This window comes from Mesorhizobium sp. CA4, from assembly GCF_020165075.1.
GTDB lineage: Bacteria > Pseudomonadota > Alphaproteobacteria > Rhizobiales > Rhizobiaceae > Mesorhizobium.
On the sequence record NZ_JAIUHK010000014.1, the window covers coordinates 61,742 to 80,355 of the forward strand.

15 protein-coding genes are annotated in these 18,614 nt (G+C 59.3%); 6 read left to right on the top strand and 9 right to left on the bottom strand.

What is annotated here, in order from left to right:
- Positions 1–175: 175 nt before the first annotated feature.
- Positions 176–673, bottom strand: coding sequence for a type II 3-dehydroquinate dehydratase (locus LB528_RS13805; RefSeq protein ID WP_224513602.1), 498 nt, complete (start codon positions 671–673; stop codon positions 176–178).
- A 17-nt stretch (positions 674–690) separates the two neighbouring features.
- Entirely contained in the window at positions 691–1,803 is a 1,113-nt protein-coding gene (locus LB528_RS13810; protein WP_224513601.1) for an aromatic ring-hydroxylating oxygenase subunit alpha, read from the bottom strand.
- Between the two features lie 396 nt (positions 1,804–2,199).
- Here LB528_RS13810 and LB528_RS13815 point away from each other — a divergent pair, with 396 nt between their 5' ends.
- Genes LB528_RS13815 through LB528_RS13840 form a run of 6 tightly spaced genes read left to right on the top strand, consistent with a single transcriptional unit; the run spans position 2,200 to position 9,480 of the window.
- Entirely contained in the window at positions 2,200–3,849 is a 1,650-nt protein-coding gene (locus tag LB528_RS13815; RefSeq protein ID WP_224513598.1) for an ABC transporter substrate-binding protein, read from the top strand.
- A gap of 20 nt (positions 3,850–3,869) precedes the next feature.
- The gene (locus tag LB528_RS13820) at positions 3,870–4,745 is read left to right on the top strand and encodes a fumarylacetoacetate hydrolase family protein (protein WP_224513597.1); all 876 of its coding nucleotides are present in this window, start codon (positions 3,870–3,872) and stop codon (positions 4,743–4,745) included.
- Entirely contained in the window at positions 4,745–5,761 is a 1,017-nt protein-coding gene (locus LB528_RS13825; protein WP_224513594.1) for an ABC transporter permease, read from the top strand. Before LB528_RS13820 ends, LB528_RS13825 begins: the two co-directional genes overlap by 1 nt.
- Positions 5,758–6,654 carry an ABC transporter permease gene (locus LB528_RS13830; RefSeq protein ID WP_224513593.1) on the top strand — a complete coding sequence of 299 codons (897 nt, stop codon included), beginning with the start codon at positions 5,758–5,760 and terminating at the stop codon, positions 6,652–6,654. Before LB528_RS13825 ends, LB528_RS13830 begins: the two co-directional genes overlap by 4 nt.
- 41 nt (positions 6,655–6,695) lie before the next feature.
- Complete coding sequence (locus LB528_RS13835; protein ID WP_224513591.1) at positions 6,696–8,771, top strand: ABC transporter ATP-binding protein; 2,076 nt, start codon at positions 6,696–6,698, stop codon at positions 8,769–8,771.
- A 10-nt stretch (positions 8,772–8,781) separates the two neighbouring features.
- Positions 8,782–9,480 (top strand): class II aldolase/adducin family protein, encoded by a 699-nt coding sequence (locus LB528_RS13840; protein ID WP_224513588.1) that lies wholly within the window; start codon positions 8,782–8,784, stop codon positions 9,478–9,480.
- A 118-nt stretch (positions 9,481–9,598) separates the two neighbouring features.
- Here LB528_RS13840 and LB528_RS13845 read toward each other — a convergent pair whose 3' ends face one another.
- The 7 genes from LB528_RS13845 to LB528_RS13875 all read right to left on the bottom strand — a co-directional run bounded on the left by LB528_RS13845 (position 9,599) and on the right by LB528_RS13875 (position 18,613).
- Positions 9,599–10,570, bottom strand: a complete 972-nt coding sequence (locus LB528_RS13845; RefSeq protein ID WP_411962172.1) for a GlxA family transcriptional regulator — start codon at positions 10,568–10,570, stop codon at positions 9,599–9,601.
- A gap of 271 nt (positions 10,571–10,841) precedes the next feature.
- Entirely contained in the window at positions 10,842–11,831 is a 990-nt protein-coding gene (locus LB528_RS13850) for an MDR family oxidoreductase (protein WP_224513584.1), read from the bottom strand.
- 44 nt (positions 11,832–11,875) lie between these two features.
- The gene (locus LB528_RS13855; RefSeq protein ID WP_224513582.1) at positions 11,876–12,622 is read right to left on the bottom strand and encodes an amidohydrolase family protein; all 747 of its coding nucleotides are present in this window, start codon (positions 12,620–12,622) and stop codon (positions 11,876–11,878) included.
- 9 nt (positions 12,623–12,631) lie between these two features.
- Positions 12,632–13,504, bottom strand: a complete 873-nt coding sequence (locus tag LB528_RS13860; protein ID WP_224513581.1) for an enoyl-CoA hydratase/isomerase family protein — start codon at positions 13,502–13,504, stop codon at positions 12,632–12,634.
- Positions 13,505–13,507: 3 nt separating this feature from the next.
- On the bottom strand, positions 13,508–14,527 hold the full coding sequence (locus tag LB528_RS13865; RefSeq protein WP_224513580.1) for a sugar ABC transporter substrate-binding protein: 1,020 nt from the start codon (positions 14,525–14,527) through the stop codon (positions 13,508–13,510).
- A gap of 120 nt (positions 14,528–14,647) precedes the next feature.
- The gene (locus LB528_RS13870; RefSeq protein ID WP_224513579.1) at positions 14,648–16,675 is read right to left on the bottom strand and encodes a hydantoinase/oxoprolinase family protein; all 2,028 of its coding nucleotides are present in this window, start codon (positions 16,673–16,675) and stop codon (positions 14,648–14,650) included.
- A 12-nt stretch (positions 16,676–16,687) separates the two neighbouring features.
- Positions 16,688–18,613 carry a hydantoinase B/oxoprolinase family protein gene (locus LB528_RS13875; protein ID WP_224513578.1) on the bottom strand — a complete coding sequence of 642 codons (1,926 nt, stop codon included), beginning with the start codon at positions 18,611–18,613 and terminating at the stop codon, positions 16,688–16,690.
- Position 18,614: the final 1 nt, after the last annotated feature.

Consider the following 18,614-nt stretch of genomic DNA (forward strand, 5'->3'; position numbering starts at 1 on the left):
AGGACAGCCGGGTCGGCGACAGCGTGCTCATTGGTGCGTATCATCACCCGCTTCAGCGGGACTTTTTCGCTCTGCCGACCATCGCATGTCCGGCTAGCAGCTTTGCGGCGGCATCTCGTGTCCTGCGGCCGAACTTCACAGGGGCATGGCAACTTGTTCTGCCAGCCCTCTGCGGCTACGCCGCTTCGGCGTTGCGAGCATTCGCGCCAAGGAAGTTTTTATCGTCCAGGGCCAGAACGAGAGACACCAGCGCTCCGACAAAGCTGTAGTGACGCAGCCCCATCACCATGCCCGAACTCTGGTGGGTGAATATAGATTCGATCGGCTGACGTGGCGAAATCTCCTCGAACCACTTGGACAGGTTGGCGAAATGGCACTCGACATACGGCTTGCCCGTGTCGACCAAAGCCATTTGAAAGCTGCGGCCATAGGTCGTGAAAGTGGCTGGGTTCACTAAGAAGGCGTCCGTTTGGTCTGCTACATTGTAGATGTGCGACACAAGCTCGGATTCAGATTCCGACGTGAACGGATTGACTTTCACACCAAGCCGCCTGCCATAGTCACAGACGATTTCAAGCAATTCTTCGCTGGATTTGATTGGTCCCCACCAGGCCGCCCGCCGCTTGCGGGCATGGATCAAGCTGATCGACCATTCGGTCTTTCTGGTCCTCATGGATGCTCCCCCGCTTGTTATGAGGCCAATGCCTGCAGAACGAGACGCTGTAGATGACCGACGCCGTGCTCGCTGCTTTCGGTCAGGCCACGATCGATCATGAGCGGACCTTGCGAGTAGCCGCGGCTCTCAAGGCCCTTCTGCACTTCGTGGACCACGGCAGCATCCTCGACACCATTGGTGTCGTAGTGCTTCTGGGCCATGTCGAGAATGTCATCGTCGTTCGCTCGACCGTCGGTGTACCATCGGTAGCTGTAGATCGTTTGTCGGCTGTTTATGGGAATGAAGTGTCGTGTACTGACGATCCCTCCCGGATAGCTGACAATGGCAACGTTCGGCCAAATGAAGAAAGCGCCCATGTTTTGACCCTGCTCTGGATCAAACCGATACAAGGACTCGCCGGGAGCGCGGCCTTCGCAAAAATGGCGTATATATATGCCTTCTGCCGCAGTGCGGTACGTGTCGAGATCGAGAACTTTTTCCCGCAACGTCTTGTGCACCACCAGGCAATGGTAGCACTCATTGAAATTCTCGACCGAAACTTTCCAGCCGCAGTCATGCTCTATGCGTTTCTCGACCAGAAAGCGCAGATCGTTGTGGTTCGGCACAAAAGCGGCGATTTGCTTGTCGAGGTCTCCGGTAAGATCTCGTAGCGGTCGGGCGTCTGGGTCGAGATTGACGAAAATGAAACCGCTGAAGATTTCGACGCGCACATCGGAAAGCCGCACCTTGGCTCGATCGAAACCCTCGACCTGCTTGTGGTTAGGCGCCCCGCGCAGAGTACCGTCGAGATTGTAGCTCCAGGCGTGATAGGCGCAGGTCATCACGCGGCCGCAATTGCCATCGCCACGGACCAAGGTGTGAGCACGATGGACACACACGTTATAGAATGCGCGGATCTCATCATCCTGACCGCGCACGATGATTATTTCCTGGTCGATTATCTTGCGCGTGACGTAGTCGCCAGCATTGGGGATCTCGCTACTGTGCGCTATAAATTGCCAGTTGCGAAAGAAAATCCTTTCCTTCTCGAGATCGAAGATCGCCGGGTCCGTATAGTATCTTGCGTCGAGGCTGAAGGTCAGACCGTCCCGCTGGTCGAGATCGCACGAGAAAGAATTGCTGTCCATTGAGAGACCCGCTTCGATTTTGATGTTTTTCCGCCGTCGCGCTGACAGGGGATCGGAGATTGTCGGCCCGTCTTGGTCGGCCCATCTTGCCGCTCCCAGTTAATGTGCAGCCCTCAGCGAAGGCAGGCGACCTCCTTTTTTGTTATGCCTCCATATTGGGAATGATGATTGCGGACCTTCCTGCCGAGGCCGCACCCTGCGCCACCTTTCCACCATTGATCCGCCGTCGGACATAAGGCTGGAAACAATGCCAACCGGGAGGTGGTCGATAACCAACCAGATATCGCGTGTGACCACATGCAATAGCGACAGAGGTTCGCGCCGGGCGATGCTTCAAACAAGGCTTCGCCGAACGAAGCCGGCAAACCATAAAAATTCATACAAACGGGGAATCCAATGAGCGATCATCATCCATATGTCTCCAAGGCAGCCTCCTTGCTCTCCGAGGGCCGGGCTACTCGCCGCGAGTTCTTGCGTACCGTAACTTTGCTCGGCACGGCAGCTGCGACAGCGTATGCGATGGCCGATAAAATCATCCCGCAGGCACGAGCTCAAGAAGCCCAGCCGACGTTCAAGCCGGGTGGTGAGGTCAAATTGGGGATGCGCGTCGACGACGTGACCAAGCCGTTTCAGGTCGATAGCGCCCAGAAGAGCAACATCATTCGGCAGACGCTCGACAACCTGACCCGCACCGGCGCGGACAATATCACCCGACCCAATCTCGTCTCCAAATGGGATGTGAGCGAAGACCTCAAAACCTGGACACTCAAACTGCGCAACGACGTGACCTTCAGGTCCGGTCGAAGGTTCACCGCCGATGACGTTGTCTGGAACCTGAAGTTTGCATTGGACGATGCCAACGGCTCCTCGAGCATCGGCTTGTTCAAGTCGTACATGCTCAACGAGGAAAAAGCCGGCGACAAGAAGAAAGTCACATTGTGGGACGCCAACGCAATTGAGAAAGTCGATGACTTCACCGTGCGCTTGAACCTGAAAGCGCCCCAGCTGGCGGTTCCCGAGCATCTTTTCCACACCGCGCTGCCGATGATGGATCCGGAAAGCAATGGCAATTTCGGTGTCGGTGCGAATGGCACCGGTGCGTTCGAAGTGGTCGAGTTCCAGCCGCGCAACCGCATCGTGTACAAGGCCCGGACCAACCACTGGGACAGGAAGCCAGCACTCGAGACTTTCGCGTTTTACGATCTCGGCGACAACGCCAGCACAGCCATCGCCGCGCTTGCGTCCAAGCAAATCGATGGGCTCTACGAGGCGGACGCCTCTCAGGTCGACGTGCTAAGCAAGTTTCCTGGCCTGAAATACTATGAGATTGCGACTTCGACGACGGGCGTCATTCGGGGCAAGTGCAATATCAAGCCGTTCGACGACCCACGTGTGCGCAAGGCGCTGCGTCTTGCGACGGATGCGGATGCGATCCTGCAACTATCGCTGCGGGGCCGGGGCAAAGTCGGTGAGCATCATCATGTTGCCCCCGTCAACCCGGAGTACGCGCCCCTACCGCCGATGAAGCGCGACCTTGCAGAAGCAAAACGCCTTCTCGCGGCCGCAGGCTATTCCAGCGGGCTCGATTTGGAGCTCAGCGTTCCGGCCGACTACGAATATCTTGTCAACATGGCGCAGGGCGTAACCTCCCAGTGGGCCGAAGCGAACATCCGCGTGAAGCTGAAGGTTTTGCCAGGCGCTCAATATTGGGAAGTTTGGGACAAAGTGCCGTTCGGTGTCACACGCTGGTCTCACCGCCCGTTGGCCATCATGCAGCTGGCGCTTGCCTACCGCACCGGCACACCATGGAACGAATCGTCTTATTCCAACCCGGAGCTCGATGAACTGCTCAGCAAGGCTGAAGCCACGGTCGACATCGAGCAGCGGCGGCTGATCATGAAGGACATCGAGCTTCTCATGCAGGACGACGGCCCCATCGTGCAGCCGATCTGGAAATCAAACTATACGTATCTGAGGTCTGACATCGGCGGCTTTCAGATGCACCCGTCGGGCTACATTTTCGGCGAAGAGTTGGGACTCGTCTGAGAGAGGAACGTAACGTGCTAGTGAGCTTTGTTGACAACGGCGTCGAACGAGCAGGCTACCTCTTTGACGACGGTGTAGCTGCCCTGAGGGCAATCGACAGGGGATTGCCGGCAACGATGCTGGAACTGGTGCAGGCCGGTCGCCTCGATGAGGCGGTCCGGATGGCGAAAGCCTATCGTGGCGCAAAAGTGCCGCTGGCTTCGGTGAAGCTGCTCCCGCCGTTGCCCCGGCCCGGCAAAATCGTATGTTTCGGGCTGAATTATGTCGACCATGCTGCCGAGAGCGGTTTTGACAAGCCGGAGTATCCGAGCATCTTCATGCGCTCGTCGACCTCTCTGGCTGCACCAGGGGGCGCTCTGACGCGTCCCCAGGTGTCTGTCAAATTCGACTATGAGGGAGAACTCGTCGCGGTGATCGGCCGCCGTGGCCGACACATCTCGATGGAAAACGCAGCCGGGTTCGTCTGCGCCTATTCATGCTTCAACGACGGCAGCGTCCGGGACTTTCAGCTTCGCACGACCCAATGGACCATCGGCAAGAACTTCGACAGCACCGGCGCGTTTGGCCCCGGTCTGGTAGCCGCTTCCGATCTGCCGCCCCTGGCGCGCGGATTGAGGCTTCAAACGCGAATCAACGGGGCCGTCATGCAATCGGCTAATACCGACGACATGATCTTTCCGGTGGCCGAGGCGATCGCGATTGTCTCGCAGGCGATGACTCTGGAGCCGGGCGACATCCTGGTGCTGGGCACGCCGAGTGGCGTCGGTCAGTCGCGCAATCCGCCAGTCTTCCTCAAGCACGGCGACGTCGTGGAGGTGGATATCGAGCAGATTGGTGTCTTGCGCAACCAGGTGGTCGACGAGGAGCGCTTGGACGCTCTCCAGGAGGTTGCGTAGTGAACCCCACGGTTCGGCTGGCGACGCGTGTCGGGAGCGCACTGGCCACGATGCTGGTGGCATCTTTCCTGGTTTTCGTGTTGCTGGAATATTCCTCGACCAATGTCTCCGCCAAGATCCTCGGGCCTTATTCGAGCGAAAGTTCGCGGCAGATGCTGAGTGAGAAGCTCGGCCTCAACGATCCCTTGCTTGTTCGTTACCTTCGCTGGATTGGCGTTGTCGTGGGCCTGCGCGAAGACCCGGTTGTTACGTCGGGACTGATCGGCTCGCCAGTCGTTGACGCCCGATATTTTGGGAATTTCGGCTACTCGCAACTCTATAAAAAGCCGGTAGTGGAAGTGGTTCTGCCCGCGCTCGAGAACACGGCGCTTCTCGCAACCGTCGCGTTTTTCGGTATCGCGCTGCTGGGTATGCTAATCGGGATCGTCTGCGGCGCCTATGAAGGATCGGCAATCGATCGGTCGCTCTCATTGGTCGCATCCGTCGCCGCTTCGGTGCCGGAATACGCATCAGCCGTGATCCTGATGTTTGTATTTGTCGTCACCTATCAGGTGCTGCCTGGCGCAAGCAACCTGGATACGACATCCGGTTGGTCGGTGAGTTCGCAGCTGATCCTGCCCGCGGCCGTATTGATCATTTATGACTTCGGATATGTGGCGCGCACCGTCCGTACCTCCATGACGAACGTCATGCGCTCTCCCTACATCAAAGCCGCAATCCTGAAGGGCCTTTCCTTTAGACGAGTGGTTTTCGTACATGCGCTAAAGAACGCCATGGTCACGCCATTTACTGTAATCTTGCTGCAGATCGGCTGGCTGGTTTCGGGTGTTGTGGTTACAGAAGTAGTGTTCGGTTATCCAGGCTTCGGCCGAGTGCTTTTGGAGGCCTCACTCTCTGGTGACATCGCCCTGGTCGAGGCCTGTACGCTGATCTCGCTGGTCGTGGTCATACTTACTCAGGTTGCCAGCGACGTGGGTTACATGGTCCTCAATCCCGAGATGAGGGCGCGAGCATGAGCGATCAGACCCAGCCGCTCCTGGCGCCGATTCGTCATGGCAGGCCGCCGGTTGTCATTGAACGAATCTGGCGAGCGGTCTCGAACAGTCTCTTACTTCGATCACCGCTGTTCTACGTCGGCTGCGTTCCGGTGGTCCTTTGGTGTCTTGTCGCGATATTTGCGCCGCTGCTGACCGGATATGATCCGAACGCGCAGGACATCGCTGCTTTGTCTCAGCCGGAACCCTCGGCATTGCACCTGCTGGGTACGGACCAACTCGGTCGTGACGTGTGGGCGCGCATCGCATTCGGCGCCCGCTCCGTGCTGACCATCGCTCCCCTGTCGCTTCTGTCCTCATACGCGTTCGGCATCGTGCTTGGCCTGGCATCCGGCTACTCGAGGCTGATCGACCCGATCGTCACGAAGCTTTGCGATGTCATGTTGGCATTTCCAGTGATTGTTCTCTACGTCGTTTTGATCACCGCGATCGGTCCTTCCTCCTCCAACATAATTGTCGCTGTCACCGTCAGCACGGCGCCTGCCGTTGCTCGCATCGTCAGGGGCATGGTCCTTGACCTGAAGGATAGGGAGTTTGTGGACGCGGCTCGCATCCGCAATGAGAGCGGCCTCTACATCATGTTCTTCGAGCTGCTGCCGAACATGGTCGTACCGCTGCTGGTCGATTTTTGCCTGCGCATGGGCTACACGATCATCAAGATCGGCTCACTCGGCTTCCTGGGGCTTGGATTGCCGCCGCCCGACCCGGACTGGGGCGGGATGGTCAAGGAGGGCGTGGCCTTCATGCTGGTCTGGCCTCATATCAGCCTCGTGCCCTGCCTGGCGATCGCCTCCTTGGTGATTGGCTTCAACCTTGTCGCGGACGCCGTGGCCTCCGTTGCGCGACGCGCCTGATCATTTGGCAGAAGGCTTGGCCAGAAAGAGGAGCAAGACAAATGGATATTGTGAGCTCCGTGCTTGAGGTCGAAGCGTTGACGATCGCCTATGGCAAAGGACGCCGGGCCATCGAAGCAGTCTCCGAGGTATCGCTGTCCATAGAATCGGGAGAGGCCCTGGGACTTGTGGGCGAGTCTGGTTGTGGGAAGTCGACCCTGGCAATGAGCGTGATGAGCCATCTGACGGGTGGCGCGCGGATACTCTCTGGAAGCGTGCAGGTATGCGGCATTCCCGTCAACGGACTCCGTAGCTCGGCCCTGCGAGACCTTCGGGCACGCAAACTGGCGATGATCCATCAGGATCCGATGGCCTCGCTAAACCCGCGGCTGCGGATAGGACGTCAGTTGCGCGAGGTCGCGACATTGGCTGTGCTGTCGAGGGAGGAGCGGGAAGCGCGTATAGAACACACGCTGCGATCTGTTAGGCTGGCCGACACTCATCGCGTCCTAAGCAGTTACCCTTTTGAGCTGTCCGGCGGCCAGAAGCAGCGGATTGTTATCGCAATGGCGTTGCTGGCCCGACCTGCGTTGATGCTGCTCGACGAGCCGACCACGGCCCTTGACGTCTCGGTCCAGGCGGAGATTGTAGATCTTATCGCGGAAATCCGTTCCAGCAGCCAAATGGGCATGTTGTTCATATCGCACGACTTGCCTCTTGTGGCGCAGGTGTGTTCACGCATCGGCGTCATGTACAAGGGAGAACTGGTCGAGATCGGGCCAACCGATCAGATCATGAACGAGCCCTCGCATCCCTATTCGCGAGCACTTCTGGCGTGCACGCCTCGCATCGCCGCAAGGGGCCAGCGTGCCCTACTAACCGGGATCGACATACCCTCCAAAGTACGCGAACCACGCATCGAAGGCTGCCGATTTGCAGACCGCTGCTCCAACGCGCGCGCCGATAGCTGCCTTGAGGAGCATCCGCAGTTGCGAGCGCTGAACAATCTCCAACCCGATGACAGGGTCCGTTGCCACTTCCCGATCACGGAACAAGCTGACGTTCCGCTGCAGGATGCTGTTCGAAACGATACAGCTCCGGCAGCCTTGCCCGCCCCCTTGTTGGAAGCCGATCACCTGACCCGCTTGTTTCCCCATCGCGCAGTCTCCGGGAATGGGCAAGCAGTCCGCGCCAATGACGACATCTCCTTCCACATGTACCGCGGGCGCACCCTGGCGGTTATTGGAGAGTCCGGCTCAGGAAAATCAACGCTGGCGCGCCTGGTTATCGGGCTGGACCAGCCGAGCGACGGGTACATCCGTTTCGAAGGCTCCAAACTGCCGCCAAGTGGCCGGTCAGACAAGGTCGCGTCGGCCATGCAGATGGTGTTTCAGAACCCGGGTGGCACGCTCAATCCCGCTCGCACAGTGGGAACAGGACTGCGTCGCGCCATTCGCAAGCTGACAAACCTGAAAGCTGCATCCGCAGTCGATCAACGGGCACGAGATCTGATGCTCGCCGTGCAACTTGATCCCGCTTTGATGGATCGCTACCCTGCCGAACTCTCCGGCGGTCAAAAACAACGGGTAGCCATCGCGCGAGCTTTCGCGGGATCGCCGGCGCTGGTCATCGCCGACGAAGCGGTGTCGGCTCTCGACGTTTCGGTCCAAGCATCGATCCTGCAATTGTTGAAGCATCTGCAGGCGCAGCGCGGTACCGCGATCCTTTTCATTTCCCACGATCTGGCGGTCGTGCATGCGTTCGCTGATGATGTCATGATCGTCTACCGCGGCAAGGTCGTGCATAGCGGGTTGGTAGATGACGTCTATCACGGTCCGCTTCATCCCTATACGGAACGACTCCTGAACGCCGCCTTGCGGAGCGAAAGGCCGATCCTTGAGACGACGTCCGACGAAAACACGCCTGTCACGGCTGGTCATGGATGCGTCTATGCGCAAAAGTGTCATCGCCGTCTGGGTGATATCTGCCTGACCGTGGAGCCTCCAGAGCGCCGGGCGGCGGAGGCGACGCTGCGTTGCCATATCCTGCTGGAGCAGCTTGGCCGTCTGTCGCCTCGGCAGCGCGTCATGCCGCAAGCATGCAATCCTGGCGGCACCTCCCAACTTGCGGCCCAGTGACGATACCGAGATGCTTCAACCCGCAGCCACCAGTGAAGAACATACCGCCCGAATGCTGAGACTCGCCTGTCGCGCGATAGCGCGGGCGGGCTTGGTAACCGCCTTTGGCCATTGCAGCGCGCGACTGGATGCGGACCATCTTCTCGTAGGCCCACCCAAGGCGCCGGGACGCATACAGGTCGGCGAAGCATGCACGATCGTCGAGATCAATGCTCCGTTGCCGGCCGGCGTCCTGGGTGAGGTACGGGTCCATCAACAGATCTATCGGCGTCGACCAGATGTGAGCGGTGTCTGCCGCTTCTACTCGCCAAGTCTGATGCCATTGTCGCTGATGGGCAAAGTGCCTGCAGCGCGCGACGTGTTCAGCGCCTACTTCGCCCCCTCGCCTCCCCTGTGGCTCGACACGCGTCTTCTTCGCCAAGATGAATTGGCAGCTGGCGTCGCTGAAATGATGGGTGCGGCGCGTGGCATCGTGTTGCGTGGCAATGGCGCGGTTACCGCCGGGTCCAGCTTGCCGGAAGCAGTGGCGCTCGCATGGATGCTGGATCAGGCGGGGCGTGTTGAACTTTCGTTACATGACGCCGGTGGTTCAGAAACAGCGATGCGCCTCAACGCGGTCCAGGCCGCCGATCTAGGGCAGTTCGCAGGACGCGAAGTCGAGCGCCTGTGGGATATGCTCACCGCTGAAGACCAGGAAGCGGACGGGTGACATGCCCGGCGCCGTCTGGCGGCGGCCGTATTTCTATTGTGCGTCCAAAATCCATCCGGCAGCGCTTACCCGACTGGGCATGAGACCTACCTCGATAGCGCAGTGAGCGGGCGGCTCCTTACGCGGCCGCTCCGTACAGCCCGCCTGCAATCACGCCACTGGCAAGATGATAGCGATTTTTCCGCGCATGCATCGGCGACATGCCATTTGCTTCTCGATAGCACTTAGAGAAGTGCGAAGCGGATATGAAACCGCAGGAGATGGCTATGTCGACAATCGGTATCTGGGACTGCATGAGCAGCAGCTTTGCCCGTTCCAGCCGCAGCTGACGGTAGTAGCTCACGGGTGAGTGACCGATGTGATTGCGAAATAGACGTTCCACCTGGCGCCGAGAGAGTTTCACGCGCGATGCAAGCTCGTCCACGGACAACGGCTCAGCCAGATTCAGCTCCATCTGCTCCACTACGGTCACGACCGTTTCGTTTACCATGCCGGGTCGGTTGGCTAACGGCATCCGCTGGCGCTCGCTGGGGAGCCTTGCCCGTTCCACCAATGCCTGATTGCAAACGCGCGTGACGATCTGCTCGCCAAAATCTCTGTCAACAATGTGCAACATCATATGAAGCGCGGCCATACCGCCAGCACAGGTCCAGATATCGCCGTCTTCCTGAAAAAGCGTGTGGCTCGGAAATGTTGTGAGGAATTGTTCGCTGAAACCTGGCAGCTTTTCCCAGTGGATAGCGCATTTTTTTCGGTCCAGAAGGCCCGCCTTGGCGAGCGCGTAGCTGCCCGACCCGAACGCACCAACTGAAATTCGGCGAAGCCTGCATTCGCGCAGCCAAGCCTCGAGACCTCGATCGGAGGAGCCTTCCAAAAGTCGTCCAGCGCAAACGATGACCATCGCCGGTCGCTCGGAACCAAGGAGGTTCTTTCGCTCTGCTGCAAGATCGCTGACAGCCGAGACATCGACCCCGCAATTTGATCGCACAGGATCGCCGTTACGCGAAGCGACACGCCAGTCATAGGCGCGGTATCCAACAGCAGCATTGGTGAGCCGAAGAGCGTCCACCGCAGATGAGAACGCAATCATGGGGAAGTCTTGAGCTAGATAGAACACAAAGGAGCTCGGTCTCGCGGCGGGCTTGGCGTTTGTAATTGCGCAGACCGCGGTGCGTCTTGTCTTCACCATCATCTATTCCTCACCGGGTTTTTCAGCCGAGTTATCGCACGCGGCCTCGCCTGAAACGAACATTTGCGACGTGCATTCATCATTATTGGACAGGGTCCGGAACATGGCGGATACGTCTCACAGCGGTGATTTGGGTGAAAGCCTGAGGAACCGCTGCCTTGCGAAGTTCCGGCTACATATCGACCACGACGCGGCCCCGGATCTTGCCTTCGACGATGTCGCGCGCGGCGGCGACGATGCCGTCGAAACCGATCGTGCGCGACAATGTCGACAGCTTCTTCAGGTCGAGGTCGGTGCCGATGCGGCGCCACGCCTCCAGGCGGACCGCCTTCGGCGCCATCACCGAATCGATGCCGAGCAGCGAGACGCCGCGCAGGATGAAGGGCGCGACGCTTCCCGGCAGGTCCATGCCGCCGGCGAGGCCGCAAGCGGCGATCGCGCCGCCATAGGAGGTCATCGACAGCACATTGGCCAGGGTGTGGCTGCCGACCGAGTCGACGCCGCCTGCCCAGCGCTCCTTGGCGAGCGGCTTCGCCGGCTGGCTGAGCTCCTCGCGCGAGATCACCTCGGCCGCGCCGAGATCGATCAGATAGGGGCTCTCGGCGTTGCGGCCGGTCGAAGCGATGACATGGTAGCCAAGGCTGGACAGGATCGAGATGGCGACCGAGCCGACGCCGCCCGCAGCGCCCGTCACAACCACCGGACCGCGGTCGGGCGCGATGCCGTGACGCTCCAGCGCCATGACGGAAAGCATGGCCGTGTAGCCCGCCGTGCCGACGGCCATGGCATCATGCGCGCTCATGCCCTCGGGCAACGGCACCAGCCAGTCGCCCTTGACGCGGGCGCGGCCGGCATAGGCGCCGTAATGCGTCTCGCCGACGCCCCAGCCATTGAGGATCACCTTATCGCCCTTGCGCCAGTCAGCATGCGAGGAGGAAATCACGGTGCCGGCGAAATCGATGCCTGGAACCAGTGGCCAGCGGCGCACGACCGGCGCCTTGCCGGTGATGGCGAGCCCGTCCTTGTAGTTCACCGTCGTCGCCTCGACGGCGACGGTAACGTCGCCTTCCATCAGGTCGGCCTCGGTGAGGTCGACGATATCGACGGACTGCTTCTTGTCCGCATCGCGCGAGACGCGGATGGCTTTGAAGGTGTCGGTCATGCTCTCTCCTGGAGGGACGAAATTTCCATGATCATAACCCTGGCCTACGCAAACCACGTCTCGTCAGCGGTCTTGGACAAGATGTCATTGAGGGCTTTGTCGGATAAGCCAAGCTTGCCGGACTGAATGAAATCCAGGGCTGCGGCGTAGCCACCGCGATCGCCGCAAACGGGGAAATTGGACCCCCACATCAGCCGTTCGGTGCCGAAGCATTCGATGAGTTCATGCGTGGGCTCGATGAACGGGTCGAACGGTTCCTTCGAAAACTGGGAAAGGCCGGAGAGCACAATCCTCACGTTAGAGATCGACGACAGTCCGCAGGCCAGGCCGAATCCGTTGAAAGACTCGACGCGATCAGCGATCCCATAATGCGAGATGACAATCCGCCTCTTTGGGTTCGAGGTGGCAAGATCCGCGATCTGCTCCTGCACTCCTGAAACACCGTCCTCATCGATATAGACCAGCAGCTCCAACCCGCGCTCCAGGACGGCACGACACATGGCCGTGGCCCCAAGCAACATGGGCTGATCGACTCTGACTCCTTTCCAGCCAGCGCTCGCGGCGAGCGTCTTCAACGCAGCCGACCAATCGCCTGTTGGGTTCAAAAGCGCGACACCGGCAAAGCGCGAGGGATTTTCGGCAAGAGCCTTGCCGATATAGCTGTTGTCATACTCACCCATATGCTGAACAAGGACGGCCCTGCCTACTCCGACCGCATCAAGCGTGGAGACAACATCTTGCAGGGGGCGGTACTTCGTCTTCCCGCAATGGCAATAGCCGTCGATCGTCATTTGACTTGGTTAGCCGGCTGCGTCACGCCACGCCAAGGCAGCCTTGAGCCCTTCAGTCTGGTAAATTCGCTGAAATTCAGTGCGTTTCGGAGTGCTAGCAGTTTCAATCGAAACCTCGATCTCAAGCGCGTGCAGCAAAGCCTCCTGCATGCCCATAGCATTCAACGAGCCGTTGATCGCACGCTTGGTCATAGCCACTGCATGAGCATCTGCCTGCTTGATTGTCCTGGCGAGAGACCTGGCCTCTTCCTCCAGCGCATCATCGGACACGAGGCGGTTGACGATGCCCAGCGACAGCGCACGCTCTGCTGTCATTGTGTCATCGCCGCTCAGCAGCAGTTCCTTGGCGGCCTTTGCCCCGGTTAGCCAGGGAAGGAGCATGGCGAGCACCCCGGAGCCGAAACGGACCTCGGGCTCTCCCATTCTGCATGAGACTGAAGCCAGAGTGATGTCGCAGGATAGTGCGAGCTCGAACCCTCCACCAACGCAATGGCCGTGAACCGCCGCTATGGTGGGTTTCGAGCAATTCCAGAAGCTCATGATCATCCGGAACTTCCGTTCCAGATTACGTCGTTTCTTTTCCGGATCGGATGAACCTGGTTCTATCTCTTTCAAGTCAAACCCGGCGCTGAAGGATTTGCCGCGGCCCGCCAGGATGATGACCTTTACGCCCGGGTCGGCTTCCGCGTGCCGCGTGGCATCCTCGAGCTCGGACACCATCTGCAGGTTTATGGCATTGAGCTTTGCGGGGCGATTGAGATGAATGGTCGCTACTTCGTCCTGCAGACTGTACTCAATCGTCGAAAAATCGCCCATCGGATGCTCGGCCTCAAAAACTCTAGAGTAAGCGCAGTGGGCAGCATCGACGATGCTGCCCACCATCGCTCAGCTGCCCTGGTACTCCGGCTTGAACTTGTCGACATTCGTCTTGTCGATGAAGAGGCCGACCGGGCTTAACGCCTTCGGCGTATAGATGGCCGCCTCACCAGGCAGCGGCTTGCCGTTTACGGCAGCTTCCAAGTTCTTGATGTTGAACTGAGCGCTCGATGTCGGCATCCAGATCAGCGACGAATACCATGTTCCGTCCTTGATGCCTTGTGCCGCGATTTCGGAGCCGCCATTGCCGACGAGCTTGATACCGCCCTCGCCAAGAGTGAGCCCAGACGCCTTGGCGGCCTTAACCGCCCCTGCGATCATCGTATCGGAAGTGGAGAAGACGACGTTGACGTCAGGGTTCGCCAGAAACGCGTCCCGCATTGTTTTGAACGCGGTATCTGCAAGATAGTTTCCCTCGACCATCGATACGATCTTGATGTTCGGGTGGCTCTTCAGGACTTCCTCAACGCCTGTCCGAACGCCGCTGTCGTAGCCGAAGGAAAATTTACCAGCCAGGTAGATGGCCTTGCACGGATTGATATTCTTGCATGCCTCCACCACGTTCTCTCCGATCGACCGGCCATCGTGGTAGGGCGGGTTGGTCGCGGAACTCACTACCCCGGGGACCTGGATCTTTTCGGTCTTCAAGTCCGTCCCGACGACGGTCGTGTCGATCGCGACCTTGATCCCGGCGTCGGCCGCAGCTTTGACAAAAGGCACTACCCCGCCGCCGTCGAACGGGACGATCATAAAGGCATTGAAACGCGTCGATACCGTCGCATCCTGAATCTGCCTGGCCTGCTGTTGAGCATCCGAGCCGGCGTCAAACACTTCCACCGTCCCGGCAGCTTCCTTCACAATAGACTGTGTCGAAGCGATCGTTTGGGCATAGTAGGCGTTTTTGAAGGGTACGAAGAGGGCGAGCTTTAGCTGTTCGCTGAGCGCCGCGGTGGTCATCGACATCGTCAGCGCGATGCCGCCGGCCAACCCGATAGCTTCTTTTGAGATTCTACGACCTGATTTTTTCATTGTTCCGCTCCTTGATACTTTTTCAGTTCGTTGGTTTTGTTACCGTTTGACTTCCACTTCAGAGTTCCGCTCCCTACCCCTTGGCGCGGTCACGATCCATGTTGTCCTCCCTTCTTGCAGTTAATCTTCGCGGGTCATGACGATATTGGCTTGATCGTCGACCTTGCATTTCCACCCGAAGGGCACGAACAACGTCGTGTCAGTCTGATCGACAATGCAAAGGCCTTCGAACTCTTGGCCGATTACCAGTGTCTCGCGATGATAGATCGGCGCTTCAACATATTGATCGGAGGCGTGGTCATAGACCCTGCGCCTCGACGGAGGCGGACCGGCGACGCCAGTTGGTATGGTCGGTAGCCAGCGCGTCGGATCTGCCTGAGGGCCGATGGCGGTGACGCGCAGATTGACAACTTCGTGGCGAGCATCGGGAATGCGAATCCCGTAGAGGCGCTCGTGCTCGGTATCGAAGGCCGTGGCGACCACTTCGGACGAAATCTCCCCGGTCGGCACAGGGACACTGATTTCCCAGTTCTGACCTTCGTAGCGCATGTCAAGCGAACGGATCAGCGTTGGCTCGCCGGCATAGCCTTCCCCCTCGAGATTATGCAGGGCTTCTGCAACCATCTCGTCGAAGACTGAATTGAGCTGGCCAAGGTCGCCGCGTTCAAGCACCAAGGGCCACGAACGGACGCTATCGAACCGCAGATCGGCCAAAAGCAACCCGGAAGCACTGAGCAAACCTGGCCGCGGCGGTACGATCACGGTTCTCATTCCGAGAACGTCGGCAAGCGCCGCTACATGCAGGGGTCCGGCACCGCCTGCTGCAATGATGGCAAAGGCTCTCGGATCGATTCCCTGCTGGGCACTTATCGCCCGTACCTCATGCACAATATTGTTGATGCAGATGTCGATAATGCCCTTGGCGACCTTTTCGACCTCCAGACCAAGCGGCTCTGCGACCTGCCTGATTGCCGCGACACTCTTGTCACGATCGAGCCTTACCGATCCACCCAGTGCCGCTTCAGTGCCTAGTCTGCCGAGGACAAGGTTGGCGTCCGTGACGGTCGGTTTTGTGCCGCCGCGACTATAGCAGGCCGGGCCCGGATCAGCCCCCGCGCTCTGCGGTCCGACTTTCAGGGCGCCGCCGACATCGATCCAGCTAATGCTACCGCCGCCAGCGCCGAGGGTGCGAATGTCAATGGTCGGAATGAGAACCGGAATACCGACGTCGATTTCGCCTTCGGTGCGGTAGGCAAGCTCGTTGTCACGCACCAAGGACAAATCAAAGCTGGTGCCGCCCATGTCGGTGGTAATCACATTGTCGTAGCCTGCACTCTTTCCGATGAATTTCCCTGCCAGTGCGGCCGCGGCCGGACCGCTGAGGAAGGTGTGGATCGGATAGTTCTTGGCGGTCCGCGAAGTCATCAGGCCACCATTGCTTTTCATGATGAAAAGCTCGCGGTTCAGTCCCCCGGCCGCCATCTTGTTCTCCAGGGCGGTGAAGTACTGCGCCATCACGGGCTTAATGTAGGCGTCTCCGGCGGTGGTGGAGGTTCTCTCATATTCTCGCCACTGCGGCAGCAGGTCCGAGGACGTGGAGATCGAGAGTTCGGGGAACCTCTCCGCTGCAATCTGGGCGATCCGGCGCTCGTGCACCGGATTGGCGTAACTGAACAGCAGGCAGACCGCGACGGAATCGCAGCCCTGCTCCGACAGGAAGGCTAGAGCAGCCTCAACACCGGCTTCATCCAACTGATCAACCATACTGCCGTCAGGCGCAACTCGCTCCGATACCTCGCATCGCAATTCCCGTGGAACCAAGGGCGCAGGCGCGCTCCAGCGGAGGTTGAAATAGTCGGTCATCGGCTTGATGCCGCGACCGATCTCCAGTGTGTCGCGAAAGCCCAGCGTTGTGATCAGCCCGGCTCTGGCCCCCCGGCGCTCGATCATCGTGTTTGTCCCAACGGTGGTTCCGTGGACCGCCTTTTCCAGCGCACCGGGAGCGACCGAAGCCTCCTCCAAGCCCTTCAGGAACGCCTCTGCCGGCGCTTTGGGGGTGCTTGGTCGCTTGTGAACGCGGACCGAGCCGCGTTCGGCAATAATGAAATCAGTGAAGGTGCCGCCGATGTCGACGCCGATCATTGTCATATGAAGAATCCCTCAAACTCGGATATTGCCGGACCGCTGGCCGTACTTCGAAGCAATCGCGTCCACCTGCGCCTTGGCCATGCGATAGGATTGGACGGCCTTTGCGGGTGTGATGTAGCCGGCAATCAGATCACGCTCGATGAGAGATGGATCTCGATCCGCCACGTTTCCGTAGCCGGCGCCGCCCGGCGAGCAGACTCGCAGTCGATCGCCACGGCGAAGTCTCAGAGCGCTGAACTGTGTGGGGCAGACAATGTGAGCCCCCAACTCGAGCGGCGTGTATTCCTTGCCGTCGCGGAGCACTCTTATGGTGGTGATCTGGCCGGCTTCGCCGCCATTGAACCCGGTCGGCGCCGACACACCGCGCCAGGACACGCTGTTGAGCTGGAAATCATCCACGAGGATTTCATATTCGGTCGCAACCCCAAGCCCGCCCCGAAACTTTCCCGCGCCGCTGTCCGGGCGCAACTCGTGCTTGCGAACCCGCCAGGGGTAGTGGGTCTCGAGCACCTCGGCAGGGAATGTCTTGCTGCCGACGCCGACCCAAGCCATGACCGCCGTCGTTCCATCCCGTTCGCGAAGGCCTCCCCAGCCCGATCCTTCCCAGGTTATGAATGTATACGGTTCGCCATGTTCATCGCGGCCGCCACCTGTGAGCTGGGTGGTCGAGCTCCCGCCAGGAGCAGGCGCCCGGTCGGGAATTGCCTTGCGTAGGGCGTCGAGAACACCTTCGACCAATGCATTGTGGCTCTCGGACTGACCGCCGCTGAGAGGAGCCGGATGCATGCAGTTGACTATGCTGCCCCGCGGCAGGATGGCATGAAGCGGGGCAAAGGTGCCCTGATTGTGGTTCAGGTACGGATCGACCACATTGAAAATCGCATTGGCGCTCGCGGAATAAGCAACGCCGTAGGGGCTGTTCACGGGTCCCTTTGCTTGTCGGTCACTGCCGCGGTAGTCGAAGATGATGTCCTCATCGAGCACAATCAGTGACAGCCGAACGACGGTGGGATCGGTGGTCACGCCATCATAGTCGAAGCGGACTGTGCCTTCGTAGATCCCGTTCGGGATGCTGCGGATGCTGGCGCGCATGCGGCGCTCGGCATAGCGCCGGACTTCATCGCACAACTCCTGGAAACGATGGCGTCCGTGCCGCTCGACCAGTTCGAGAATGCGACGCTCGCCAATGCGCGTACTGGCGTACATCGCCATGGCGTCGCCATAGGACTTCAACGGGGTGCGGACATTCGCGAGCATGATCTCCCACAGCTCGGGATCTTCCTTCCCGGCCTTGATGAATTTGACGGGCGGGATGATGACGCCTTCCTGGTAGATTTCGGTGGCGTCGGCTGGCATCGACCCCGGCGACTTACCGCCCACGTCGGTATGGTGTGCGATGGTGGCCGAGTAGGCGACGATCTCCCCATCGTGGAACACCGGGATGATCATGCAGAATTCTGGAAGATGGGGCGTTCCGTGATAGCTGTCGTTGAACAGGATGGCGTCGTTGGGCTGGAGATTTTCCTTGCCGATGTGATCGATGCCTGCCTCGACCGCGAATTTCATCGAACCCATCTGAGCCGGGATGCCCTCGTACTGGGCGATGAGAGTCAGATCCGCGTCATAGATAGCTGTCGTGAGGTCGGCACCCTCGTAGAAGACCGGGCTGTAGGCCGTGCGCTCCATGGTCTTGGCCATCTCTTTGCAGATGGACAGCAGAGCCCCGTTGATCACTTCGAGCGTGATCGCATCGACGTTGGATTGCCCGGAATAGCAGTCGGTCTTCAACCATTCTGCCAAAGCCTTTGGGAGATCATCTGGCAACGGACTAGTCGCGGCGGCTGTCTCGCAGGTCTTGTCGCAGAATTCATCAGTGCTGACCCTTGCGAGCATCTTGCCACAAAAGCCGCATTTTTTTTGAATGGAAGAATATTTCATT

What these genes read in the sequence shown, in the direction of transcription:
- LB528_RS13815 (WP_224513598.1), top strand. Translation starts at nt 2,200, where the DNA reads ATGAGCGATCATCATCCATATGTCTCCAAGGCAGCCTCCTTGCTCTCC.
- LB528_RS13830 (WP_224513593.1), top strand. Translation starts at nt 5,758, where the DNA reads ATGAGCGATCAGACCCAGCCGCTCCTGGCGCCGATTCGTCATGGCAGG.
- LB528_RS13845 (WP_411962172.1), bottom strand. Translation starts at nt 10,570, where the DNA reads ATGATTGCGTTCTCATCTGCGGTGGACGCTCTTCGGCTCACCAATGCT.
- LB528_RS13835 (WP_224513591.1), top strand. Translation starts at nt 6,696, where the DNA reads ATGGATATTGTGAGCTCCGTGCTTGAGGTCGAAGCGTTGACGATCGCC.
- LB528_RS13810 (WP_224513601.1), bottom strand. Translation starts at nt 1,803, where the DNA reads ATGGACAGCAATTCTTTCTCGTGCGATCTCGACCAGCGGGACGGTCTG.
- LB528_RS13805 (WP_224513602.1), bottom strand. Translation starts at nt 673, where the DNA reads ATGAGGACCAGAAAGACCGAATGGTCGATCAGCTTGATCCATGCCCGC.
- LB528_RS13860 (WP_224513581.1), bottom strand. Translation starts at nt 13,504, where the DNA reads ATGGTGGGCAGCATCGTCGATGCTGCCCACTGCGCTTACTCTAGAGTT.
- LB528_RS13855 (WP_224513582.1), bottom strand. Translation starts at nt 12,622, where the DNA reads ATGACGATCGACGGCTATTGCCATTGCGGGAAGACGAAGTACCGCCCC.
- LB528_RS13865 (WP_224513580.1), bottom strand. Translation starts at nt 14,527, where the DNA reads ATGAAAAAATCAGGTCGTAGAATCTCAAAAGAAGCTATCGGGTTGGCC.
- LB528_RS13850 (WP_224513584.1), bottom strand. Translation starts at nt 11,831, where the DNA reads ATGACCGACACCTTCAAAGCCATCCGCGTCTCGCGCGATGCGGACAAG.
- LB528_RS13840 (WP_224513588.1), top strand. Translation starts at nt 8,782, where the DNA reads ATGCTTCAACCCGCAGCCACCAGTGAAGAACATACCGCCCGAATGCTG.
- LB528_RS13875 (WP_224513578.1), bottom strand. Translation starts at nt 18,613, where the DNA reads ATGAAATATTCTTCCATTCAAAAAAAATGCGGCTTTTGTGGCAAGATG.
- LB528_RS13870 (WP_224513579.1), bottom strand. Translation starts at nt 16,675, where the DNA reads ATGACAATGATCGGCGTCGACATCGGCGGCACCTTCACTGATTTCATT.